Annotated in this window: 12 protein-coding genes; 3 read left to right on the forward strand and 9 right to left on the reverse strand. The window is 37.4% G+C overall.

Translation table 11 applies throughout. From position 1 onward, the window contains the following. Positions 1–92: 92 nt before the first annotated feature. The 9 genes from BN1066_RS18635 to BN1066_RS18675 form a co-directional block, all read right to left on the reverse strand. Positions 93–602 (reverse strand): metallophosphoesterase family protein, encoded by a 510-nt coding sequence (locus BN1066_RS18635; RefSeq protein ID WP_077321193.1) that lies wholly within the window; start codon positions 600–602, stop codon positions 93–95. Between the two features lie 18 nt (positions 603–620). After that, complete coding sequence (locus tag BN1066_RS18640; protein WP_077321195.1) at positions 621–1223, reverse strand: XTP/dITP diphosphatase; 603 nt, start codon at positions 1221–1223, stop codon at positions 621–623. Then, positions 1220–1987 (reverse strand): ribonuclease PH, encoded by a 768-nt coding sequence (rph, locus tag BN1066_RS18645; protein WP_077321197.1) that lies wholly within the window; start codon positions 1985–1987, stop codon positions 1220–1222. The genes BN1066_RS18640 and rph overlap by 4 nt, the downstream gene beginning before the upstream one ends. A gap of 140 nt (positions 1988–2127) precedes the next feature. Beyond that, positions 2128–3198, reverse strand: a complete 1071-nt coding sequence (locus BN1066_RS18650) for a GerMN domain-containing protein (RefSeq protein ID WP_077321199.1) — start codon at positions 3196–3198, stop codon at positions 2128–2130. 456 nt (positions 3199–3654) lie between these two features. After that, a complete protein-coding gene (gene racE, locus BN1066_RS18655; protein WP_077321201.1) occupies positions 3655–4479 on the reverse strand; it encodes a glutamate racemase in 825 nt (274 codons plus the stop codon). Between the two features lie 21 nt (positions 4480–4500). Next, positions 4501–4953 (reverse strand): MarR family winged helix-turn-helix transcriptional regulator, encoded by a 453-nt coding sequence (locus BN1066_RS18660; protein ID WP_077321203.1) that lies wholly within the window; start codon positions 4951–4953, stop codon positions 4501–4503. 1047 nt (positions 4954–6000) lie between these two features. Beyond that, a complete protein-coding gene (locus tag BN1066_RS18665; RefSeq protein WP_077321205.1) occupies positions 6001–6492 on the reverse strand; it encodes an OsmC family protein in 492 nt (163 codons plus the stop codon). A gap of 412 nt (positions 6493–6904) precedes the next feature. Beyond that, positions 6905–7099, reverse strand: a complete 195-nt coding sequence (locus BN1066_RS18670; RefSeq protein ID WP_077321207.1) for a helix-turn-helix domain-containing protein — start codon at positions 7097–7099, stop codon at positions 6905–6907. Positions 7100–7131: 32 nt separating this feature from the next. Beyond that, positions 7132–7551 carry a Crp/Fnr family transcriptional regulator gene (locus BN1066_RS18675; protein ID WP_077321208.1) on the reverse strand — a complete coding sequence of 140 codons (420 nt, stop codon included), beginning with the start codon at positions 7549–7551 and terminating at the stop codon, positions 7132–7134. Between the two features lie 221 nt (positions 7552–7772). Between BN1066_RS18675 and BN1066_RS18680 the strand changes: the two genes are divergently transcribed. The 3 genes from BN1066_RS18680 to BN1066_RS18690 all read left to right on the forward strand — a co-directional run bounded on the left by BN1066_RS18680 (position 7773) and on the right by BN1066_RS18690 (position 11285). Beyond that, positions 7773–8966 (forward strand): FAD/NAD(P)-binding oxidoreductase, encoded by a 1194-nt coding sequence (locus tag BN1066_RS18680; protein WP_077321210.1) that lies wholly within the window; start codon positions 7773–7775, stop codon positions 8964–8966. A 22-nt stretch (positions 8967–8988) separates the two neighbouring features. Beyond that, positions 8989–9549 carry a hypothetical protein gene (locus BN1066_RS18685; protein ID WP_077321212.1) on the forward strand — a complete coding sequence of 187 codons (561 nt, stop codon included), beginning with the start codon at positions 8989–8991 and terminating at the stop codon, positions 9547–9549. 326 nt (positions 9550–9875) lie between these two features. Continuing rightward, positions 9876–11285, forward strand: a complete 1410-nt coding sequence (locus tag BN1066_RS18690) for an MBL fold metallo-hydrolase (protein ID WP_077321214.1) — start codon at positions 9876–9878, stop codon at positions 11283–11285. Positions 11286–11687: the final 402 nt, after the last annotated feature.

An 11687-nucleotide genomic window follows, 5' to 3' on the forward strand; every position in this document is an offset into this window, starting at 1 on the left:
CTAAATTTACTGATAATAAACACGACGAAAAAGCTCACCTATCTTCCAACAAGATAAATAAGCTTTTACTTTTTTTGTATATACTTAAATAACTACAGCGAAGCAGTATAATCCATTTCTTTTAAGCGGTCCCCATCGGTCGTGTAAAAATAAACGTGTATATTTTCTTTTACATCCCATTCCAAAATAACATATGTTTTTTCTTTTCTTCCACGTGGCAAGCGAATACTACCGGGGTTAATAAACAATTGCTTACCGTGTTGCTCTGCAAAAGCGACATGTGTATGACCAAAACATATGATTTGTGCCCCTAATTCTTCCGCACGATAAGCAACCTGCAATAAATTACTTTTAACGGAGTGTAAATGACCATGAACTATTAAGAAACCAAGTCCATCAACTGTCAACGTTTGCTCCTCAGGATAGCGCGTATCTACATCGCAATTACCCATAACGGAATAAAAGTCAGACATTTCCTTATCATCAAGTCCCAATTCTGAATCGCCGCAATGAACCATATAATCCACTTGATGTCGATCCTTAATGATCTCAAGTTCTTTTTTTAATCCATGACTATCACTCAATATAAGTACTTTTGGCATTGACCTTCATCCTATCTTTCAAAAAATTATATCCTGTTCTTTAAGACTCGTTTCTAGTTGTTGAAGTGCATGATGACGGTGGCTAATGGCATTCTTTTCTTCTTGAGTCAACTGAGCCATCGTTAACTGACTGGCATGTGGTATAAAAATTGGATCATAACCGAAACCGTTTGTTCCTATTGGCGAGTTGGCAATTCTGCCATGACAATATCCTTTGTACAACATTGTTTCCATACCAGGCTTTGCAAAAGCTAGCACACAAACAAACTTTGCTGTTCTCTTATTTTCAGGAATATCTTTTAGTTCTGACAAAACCTTGTCTATATTAGCCTGATCATTCTTTTCTTCACCGGCATACCTTGCTGAATAAACACCAGGCCTACCGTCTAAAGCATCAATTACTAAACCTGAATCATCTGCAATAACAGGTAAAGATAAAAGGGAAGCAATTGTTTCTGCTTTTAAAGTGGCATTTTCTTCAAATGTAGAGCCTGTTTCTTCCACATCAGGCAACTCTTTTAAGTCGTTTAATGAAACGGCCTGAATCTGATAAGCTCTAAAAAGCTCCTTAAATTCTGTTGCTTTTCCTTCATTTTTCGTAGCAATAATCACACGTTTCATTCTGTTTCTCCTTTTTGGGAAATGCGTTGATCAATTAGTTCAGCAACACTTCCCAATGCTTCACGTTGTTTGTCGAACAGTGTGCGTAATCCTTCTTCGGCTAATTGCAACATAACATTCAACTGTTTACCTGTAAAAGTTGCTTCTTCTCCTGTACCCTGAATTTCTACAAATTCACCGGAGCCAGTCATTACAATATTCATATCAACATGTGCTTTGGAATCTTCCACATAATTCAAGTCCAAAATTTCCTGACCGTCCGGCATGACACCTACGGAAGTGGCAGCGAGAAAATCCGTGATTGGCATGTTCGGTATCACTTTATCATTTACCAGCTTTGCCAAAGCCAAGGCAACGGCAACAAACGCTCCAGTTATGGAAGCAGTCCTTGTTCCTCCATCTGCCTGAATAACATCACAATCGACCCAAACCGTCCGTTCACCAATGCTATCCAAATCAACGACGGAGCGAAGTGCTCTGCCAATTAACCGTTGGATTTCCATTGTTCTCCCACTTACTTTTCCCTTGGACGATTCTCTAATATTTCTTTGCTCCGTTGCTCGAGGTAGCATCGCATATTCCGCAGTAATCCAGCCCTTCCCTTGTCCACGCATAAACGGAGGAACCCTGTCTTCAATACTAGCGTTACATATCACCTTTGTATTACCTATCTGAATCAGCACAGAACCTTCCGGATGCTGAAGAAAATCGGTTATAATTGTTATTGGTCGTAAACTATTTACATTACGTTGATCACTTCTCATTATTATTCCTCCTTGTACAATCCTTAGCTTAACATATTTTTTATCAAAAGCACTATAGAAATACATGATCTTTAGTAGGGTGACCTATATAAAATTTAAAGACAAGAAAAAAGAGGCCTAATCGATAAGCCTCCCTTGAGTTATAATTTTTCTGTCGGTGTGAATTGTTCTTTTGTTACCGGCTTTGTATAAGCTTCACCATTTTCATTTACTAGCTTTTCTACATTTTCTACGCCAACTTGTACAGCATCTACCCCATTTATTTCCGTCATTGTTCGTACAATCGTTTCCATCACTTCATCAGAAATAACTGATTTTTTACCATCCATCAATATTTCATCATTAAACTCTAAATGTAAAATACCATCTTTTAAGGAAGGTTTATTTGTTAATGTTGTTTTAGGGTCAAATACTTGTGTAACATTCTTTTCCAGCCCTGGTCCCTCAATAAGCTTTTCAACAACTGCGCGTAATTCATCAATATCTTCCTTTTGCTCCACATATTGAGTTACAGGTACATAATAGCGATTTTCGTTATGTTCAGCTGGGTAGAACATCGTAACTGTTTGACTTTCAATTAGATTTGTTACTCCTTCGTCGCTTACATTAATACCATTAGCTCGTGAATATCCTTTACCAATTGGGGTACCATCCACTGGCATTTCCTTTAGCGCCTTTCCTTGCATCTGTAACTGAACGCTTTTTACATTTTCAAATTGTGTTAGGGAGTATGTGATGGCCTCAAGAATTTTTTTCTCATCTTCTGCTTCATAGTTAGCAAACTCTTTTGATAAATCAACAACAATCGTACCATCCTCTTGCAAATCTACTCCCAGTATCTCTGTTCCTGCCGGCAATACAGCTTGAAAGCCATTGGGCAGCAGTTGAGAAACAGGACCATCCTTTACTAAATATTGTAATACTTGTGAAGCTACCGTATATGAATCTGGAGTCGGTAATTCCAAAGTTTGTGAAGCTACCATTCCATTGGCATCTAATAAATATAATTCACGTGCAACCGTTTCACTTGCTGTTTTTTTACCTTCTTCTCCCTGCTTCTTGTCGTTTTTAGATTCATCCAATTTATCAACGGGCTTTGCATTTTGTGGTGGATCCATTTCTTCCTCTAAAGACTGTTCCCCTTGAAAGCACCCGGTTAAAATCATGGAAAAAGTGACCATACCAGCTATTAGTATTCCGCGCTTATGCATGTATTCCCCTCCTACGATAGTTTGTACTATATATATACAAGCACACAGTAAAATAGACCAAGCATATTAGAAAACTTGTCTGAAACGAAGTCTTTGACGCAGAATTCGCTAGTAAAGGGAAACTTATTCCAGAAGCATTTTTCTCTTGAATGGAATAAAGGCAAAATCTCAGACGTGCCTTAACCTAACCACGATGTACTGCTGCCTAAGCTTTTTCCCTTGAAAAAAAGCGATGTACCGATGATAAAACTTTACTTGTCCGAAAAATCGAATGTATCGCTGTCGTAGCGTTCCATGTCCTAATAAATGGAACGAATTAGACATTTAGGAGTTTCTTACATAGACATCTAAGATAATAAGGTGTTTGAAGTAAAGGAAATACGAATCTCTATACATGCAGGATTAAAAATTTCAGTACGATAAGCAAGTTTAAAGCGAAAAAATGCAAGATTCCGGTTAAGAATCTTGCATTTGGGGTAGCGTTGCTTTTTTTATGGTAATCATTTGCAAATTCGGCTCTTTAAAAATCCGTTCCGAAATTTGAATAAACATATCCAGCGCTCCTGTCGTATAAAATTGGTGAACCGGGAATACCTCATCATGGTTTAGAAGGTTATGCACTTCTAAAATAGTACTTGTCTCTCTTGCAGTTTCCTCACTGGAAGAAATAATTGTCACCTGTTCACCAACAACAGATTGAATGGTATCTTTCAACAGCGGGTAATGCGTACATCCTAAAATAAGCGTATCCATCAGATTATACTCCATTAATGGTTCCAGAGCATCCGCTACTACTTGTTTTGCTCTAGGTCCTTCCAAAATGCCCTGCTCTACCATCGGTACAAACATGGGACAAGCTTGTGCACGTATCTCCAGCTCTTTTTTAATATTTTTTAAAGCTATCGTGTAAGCATTACTGCGAATCGTTCCTTCTGTACCAATAACCCCAATTCGGTTATTTTTAGTAAATTTAATCGCCGCTCTAGCACCTGGCTGAATCACACCAATAACAGGAATACTTAAATGTTCTTTCAAAGAAGCTAGCGTAAATGCAGTTGCTGTATTACAAGCAACGACTAACATCTTAATGTCTTTTTCTAATAAAAAATCAACCATTTCCCATGTGAATTGTTTTACTTCTTCTGCTGATCTTGGGCCATACGGGCATCTTGCTTGATCCCCTACATAAATCAATTTTTCTTTAGGGAGCTGACGCATTAGTTCATATGCTACTGTTAAGCCACCTACCCCCGAGTCAATGACTCCTATTGCTTGCTTCACAATATCGCCTCTTCTTGAAGTTTATTTTTTCTCTACTTCCTTCATTTGTTCATGTAAATAGGAAAGTAAATCATAAAGTTGCTCTATTTGTTCTTCCGAAAAGTTTTCCAATACTTCCCCAAGATATTGTTGTCGCTTTCCGATAACTTCGTGAATAATTGTCTTTCCTTTGTTGAGTACATGAATACGAACAACTCGCCGATCATTAGTGTCTCTGACTCTTTCCACAAGCCCATTTTTTTCCATTCGATCGACTAAATCCGTTGTCGTACTAAAAGCTAAACTAATCCGATTAGAAAGCTCGCCGATCGTTAAATCTCCCTCTTCCAAAAGCCACTGTAACGCAACGAATTGTGGAGATGTAATTGGATAGTTATTTAGAATTTTTCTACCTTTTTGTTTAATAATTCCAGATATATAGCGCATGCGCTTTTCTATCCTGTCAATTGTAGCTTTTGTCTCATTCGTTTTCAACAAAGTTACCTCCTACACTCCCATATATACTTGTTATTTTACATAACGAAACAGTGCTACGTAAAGTATTATTATATTACAACTATGATTATATTTTATATTAGCCTAATCAACCATCTTTGTTTTTGTTCTTTTAGAGGTGTTTCAAAAGCACGGTAAAAATGATGAAACAGTGAATTTCAACGATAGGATGGGCTAATCTCACCGCTCAACAGGACAAAAATAACCTCGGGGCAATGATACTTTCCCAAAGGAAAAGCGTCCTTCTTTTTCGAGGACAAAAACCGTAGAAAGCAATAAACCTCGATTTTGATATTCTCTTCGTTTTTTGACCCTCTATTTTGAATAAGCCCTTTGTTTATTATGCCTTCCTTGCTGCTTCATTTAACTGCTCAGCAGCAGCGACAACACTCGAAGTAGCTCGTTCCATTTCTTGAATCACTTGTTTTAAATCTTCCCCCTTATCTGGTCAGTTATGACTAACACTTTTCCTTTCCGGTACCAATCTTAAAAGAACATTCCTTGCCCCTTGTTATTCCTATTATAAAAGAACCTAGGTTAAAAATACTAGGAAAATTGTACTATTATATACAATTCATAGACAAAATAACAAAAATAGAAGTGCTCATTAGCGGCGTACAATCCGGAGAGCTTCTGACCATGATAAAGTGAAAATTCAATCAAGAGTACTTTTCTCCTAGAATTAGTACCATAAGAGGTATAACCTAAGTCCTTTGAACGAAAGGAACTTTAGGAGTTGTTTGTCTCATTATGTTCGCAAAACATAAACAGATTTTAGAAATAAAAAAAGTACGTCCTTACATTCGAGATAAAGGAAACATGCTTCTAAAACAAAGGTTGCTAATGCCTTAGCGGCAAGCTCGCTTTTCATCGGCCTTCCTTTAGATTCGAGCCGATGTTAACTGCTTGTCATTGACTAGATAACACATTACTTTAAATCAGTTATCCGCCATGAAACAGGTGCAATAACTCACCTCCAACACTAGTAAATTAGAGGTGAGTTGTTGTCCGTATATATTATAAAAACTAATTTATTTCTAGTTGTAATTTTGCTTTCATACTAGCTAATACGGGAGATTTTTGTAATGCAGCCTCTGCAATTTCCTTCACTTGCTCTTTTGGTGCAGAAGTTTTTGCTTTTAAGCGGATGGTTGGTTGTAATATTCCACCATCTCCTTCTTCTAATCCTAAAAATACGGCAGCATTTAGATCTGCTTCTACATCCACTTCAACTACTTCCAATGTAATTCCTTGTTGACTGGCAAGTACTTCAAACGTAATGGCAAAGCAGCTGCCTGCAGTTCCGATTAACATCTCTACTGGATTAGCACCTTCATCCGTGCCACCTAATGGTACAGGCTCATCCATCGTGATTGGCTTAAAATTACGAATTTGTACGTTGTTCTTCACTCCTGATTCCCAAGTTACCTTTGCATGCCAATGACGCATTTTTTGTGATGGATCCTCTTTAATCGCCTTTGTTGTTTGTTTTACTGCTTCAAAATTTATTCCATTCATGATTTATTCCTCCAATGTAGTAGTTTCATCTACATACATCTTACAAGGTTAGCTTAGAAATGAATGTAAGCTTCCTTACATTATCCATCTTTTTTTATCTAACATCTAAGGTTCTGGTAGACTCCACTTCAAGAGTTACAAAGAAATATGCTGAAGTCTAAGTGAGAGATACCGAAAAGCCTAATTCGTTCAGATTAACAGGACAAGGAAAACTTCTTGAATAGACATCGCACGCAGAAAAAGCGTTCTTCTTTTTCAAGGACAAGGAAAACTTCTTGAATAGACATCGCGATTTTTTTAAGGACAGAGAAGCTTTGGTAGCGCGACATTAGCATGATTTTTCAAAACGATTAAAATTTTAGTTCTACTTCTATCAGTAAGGGATGAAAGAAAAGCCTCACGAAATGAAGCTTCACTTTATCCAAATCTGTTGTTTATCGTTTTTTATCATCCCTTGTTGCACCCATTTATTGATTAAGAACGTGACCGTTTCTCTAGTTGACGCAATCATTCCGGCCATATCTTTATGGGTGAGATATTTGGGAAGAGGATACCAGCCGCCTTTCTCTTCCTTTTCATTTTTCCATTTATATGTAAGGAGTTCCATAAACGTTCTTCTACCTTATCATAAGCGACTTGTTATAAAATACGAACAACTTCATGTAATTGATTAGAAAAATGCTTTAATAATGCTAAAGACAGCTCTGGAGTATGGGCGACGGCATCCAGTATTTCTTCCTTTTCTACTTTTACAACGGAAACAGTCGTTAGCGCGATAATATATGCATCACTTTCTTTGGTGGTGAAAATGCTAGCTAAATCGATAAAATCACCAGCAGTTAAAATGCCTAACACACATTCCTTTCCGTCTCGATGTAGGTGAAAAATTCGTATGTCGCCTTCCATAATTAAATAAATATGGTCTGTTAATTTATATGGATGAGTAACTTGTTCCCCTTTTTTAAATGTATATTTCTTACGCTTTTTCCATTCTCCTTTTAACTCTTGGTCAAATAGGTGAATAACTCTATTCGGTTGGAGTGGGTTTTTTTCTATCATTGAAAATTACTCCTTTACAGTACAGTAAGTTTTTATCGTTTCATAATCCATTAATAAAATTATTATAGGTAGAATAAAACTAATTATCTAGTTACTTTTAACACCTATACATGTCACTAATAAAAATAAGGGAAACCCCCTATAGTATTTTATAGCATCCCTATCATACAATAGATGTATATGTGTACAAACTATACCATTTAAAATCAAGGGGGATTTATATGGCAACACATTATCGAGTTGTTATTGTTGGAGGCGGTACTGCAGGGATTACAGTTGCTGCTCAACTCCTTCGATATTCAAAAGGATTTGAACAAGCAATCGTGATTATAGATCCTGCAGAAGATCATTATTATCAACCACTATGGACTCTAGTTGGGGCTGGAGTCGCTAAAAAAGAAGTAACAAAGCGTCCCATGCGTAGCGTTATACCAGATGGTGCGGATTGGCTTCAACAAGCGGTAACTAATTTTGATCCAGAAAATAATTCTGTATACACAAACGAAGGAACTGAAATCCATTATGATTATCTTATCGTTGGGGCAGGAATTGAAGTCAATTGGGATGCAATTAAAGGATTAAAAGAGACACTAGGAAAAAATCAAGTGTGTAGTAATTACTCCTATGAACATGTCGAATATACATGGGAAGTCATTCGTAATTTTTCTGGTGGTAATGCCATCTTCACTCACCCAAACTCACCTGTAAAATGTGGTGGTGCACCACAAAAAATTATGTATCTTGCAGACGACGCTTTCAGAAAAGCAAGAATTCGTGACAAAGCGGAAATGCTTTTTATTTCTGCAAACCCTGCTATATTTGATGTTAAAAAATACCGTAAAGCCTTAGAAAAAGTGTTATCCAGGAAGCAAATTGAAACATATTTTCTCCATCATTTAATTGAGGTGCGGGGAGATACAAAAGAAGCGGTCTTAGAAAATTTAGATACGAGGGAACAGCAAACAATGCCTTTCTCCATGTTGCATGTTACCCCGCCAATGCAAGCGCCAACATTTATTAAAGACAGCCCACTTGCAGATGATAACGGCTGGGTGAATGTGCACCCACATACGTTACAACATGTACATTATGCGAATGTCTTTGGTATTGGAGATTGCAGTAATTTACCTACTTCTAAAACGGGAGCTGCAATACGTAAACAAGCGCCGGTAGTCGTAAATAACCTCATAGCAGCAATCAAGGAAAAACCATTTGAAGCGACTTATGACGGGTACAGTTCTTGCCCACTGGTAACCGGTTATAACCGTTTAATTTTAGCTGAATTTGATTATGACAAAAATCCACAAGAGTCTATGCCATTTGACCAAGCAGTTGAACGTAGAAGTATGTATCTAATGAAAAAGGACTTTCTTCCAATTATGTATTGGGACGGCATGCTTAAAGGAATCATGTAACGATCAAAAAAGGGGTGAGGTAATGACGAATACTGCTGCAAATTTGCAGGCAAATCATGAGTGGATGGATGAACTGAAACGTCCGGAAATACAGAGTGCATTAACAAACTTGATTCGACAGTTGCCTGAAATAGAGCGCACTTTTCATTCAATGGATCAAATAACCCAATTTTCTAAATATATTTTTGAGGATACAGCCACTATGAAAGCTTTTGAACAACGCTTTCAGCTATCAAGAATAAATGAGGAATCTTTTGAAGCACTAATTACTCTTTTAGGAAAGCATCCTATCCTTCTACAAATAATTGAACTTATGGAACAAATTACATTATTTATAAAAAACGTAGTAGCAGATGAACCGTCCATGGAACAACTTAAGGCATCGCTCTTGGAACTACCACTAATTAACCAAAGAAAAGAAGCAAAAGAACTGATAGCAGCTATTCAAGAAAGAAAAAATTCCATGGATCATTCTATTTCCATTTTTACAATCATGAAATGGATAAAGGATCCAAACGTGCAAAACTACCTTAAATATATACAAGCTACATTAGATGTTATGCAACAAAAACACGACGAGTAAACGAAAATCAAAACTAGCTATTCACCAAGATTCTACAACCAATAAATAAAATTGGAAACGACGCGAAGAAATGTTTTTTCGTGGATTGTATCAAAATGAAAAAAATCTTTTGTCGGTGTAATAACGGATTATCATCCTGAAAGAAGCAGACTACTTTTCCTAGGTATGCTTATTTATAACCTATTAGCTGACTCCTTTAAACTGCTGTCTTTCGCTTCTTGTATTCATTAGATATCTCAAGATAGGTTATCGTTCAACTTCGATGCCTTACGTTTGTTTTGTATATAAACAGTACATTTTTTTTTATAAAAAGGAGTTGTAAAACAATGCTTTTAAAATATTTTTATGATGAACAGTTAGCACAAGCCTCTTACTTAGTAGGTTGTCAAATAAAAGGGGAAGCTGTAGTTATTGACCCGGCCAGAAATATTGAGCCTTATCTTTCCGCTTCTGAAAAAGAGGGAATGAAAATTGTTGGTGCATTGGAAACACATATTCACGCCGATTATGTTTCTGGAGGTAGAGAAATCGCCAATCGATTAGGAGCTAAGTTATATGTATCAGATGAAGGAAATGACGATTGGAAATACAAAAATATAGAGCATTTATCGCATACGCTGCTAAAAGATGGAGATACCATTACATTAGGCAACTTAACCTTTGAAGTAATGCATACTCCTGGGCATACACCCGAGAGCATCTCCTTTTTGCTCACGGACGGGGGCGCCAATGCAAATGAACCAATTGGTATTTTTACAGGAGATTTTGTCTTTGTCGGAGATGTTGGTCGACCAGATTTACTAGAAAAAGCAGCAGGTGAAGCAGGAACAAGCGTGTCTGGAGCGAAGGATATGTTTCATTCTTTACAACGCTTTAAACGACTACCTGACTTTTTACAGGTTTGGCCTGCACATGGAGCTGGAAGTGCATGCGGGAAATCACTTGGAGCTGTTCCATCCTCAACGGTAGGATATGAAAAACGGTTTAATTGGGCCATGCAATATGATGATGAATCTGCATTTATTGATGCTTTGTTAGCCGGTCAACCAGAACCGCCTACCTATTTTGCAATCATGAAACATGTCAATAAAGTTGGCCCAAATATAATTCATGAGCTCGAAGACCCACAAGAAATAACAGATGTGAAGCAAATAAAAGAACTATTAAACAGCGACACTCAAGTTCTTGATACTCGCGATGCCCAAGCATTCAGCAAACAACATATCCAAGGAACGATAAACATTCCATACAACCAATCGTTTACGAATTGGGCGGGATGGATAATAAACTATGATCAACCACTCTATCTATTAACCGACCCGAAGCAAGTAAATGGGATTATAACCTCCCTTCGTTCCATCGGGATTGACCAAATTGCCGGATTCATAGATGTGAACAAGACTATTAAACATATGGATAACTTGGAATCCTACAACAACATCACACCAGATGAAGCAAAACAATGGATAACTGCTAATGACCCGGTTGTAATTGACGTCCGCAATCAATCAGAATGGGAGCAAGGTCATATGGAAGGTGCTGATCATATTATGCTCGGTACCTTAAAAGACCGTCTTCAGGAAATCCCGAAAGATCGAACCATTATAGTAGTATGTCAATCAGGTGGTCGTTCAGCCATTGGAGCAAGCCTCCTACAAGCTAATGGATTTAAGAAAGTCCTGAATTTAGCTGGAGGATATTCGCGCTGGTTAACAGAAGTAGTCATTCCACAATAAAGTGAAATTTCTATCAGTAGGGATTTTACTTTACCCCCTACTGATAGAAATAGACTAAGAGCCATAATCTCAATCGTCGCTTGAAAAATCGCGAAGTATCGCTGTCGTAGCAACTCTGTCCTGTCGTCCTAACGTATCGGGCATGTAGGAACCGTTATCTCCCACTTAAACTTCTTCGTACTCTTTATAACTTTTGTAGTGGGCGTTCCGGCACCTTACATGCGGGATAACTTTGATCCGTGAAACCACCATCATAGAGGGTTTTCCCTCTATGGTAATTGTCTTTACCTAGTAAATCTTATGTAATATAAAGTTTAAGCAAACACCAAAAAGCAAGCTATCTTAAATCCAACTAAAAGGACTATCTAATAAATGTTTTAGGATATATATATAAGCACAAAA

It is taken from the genome of Virgibacillus proomii (assembly GCF_900162615.1).
Classification (GTDB): Bacteria; Bacillota; Bacilli; order Bacillales; family Amphibacillaceae; genus Virgibacillus; species Virgibacillus proomii.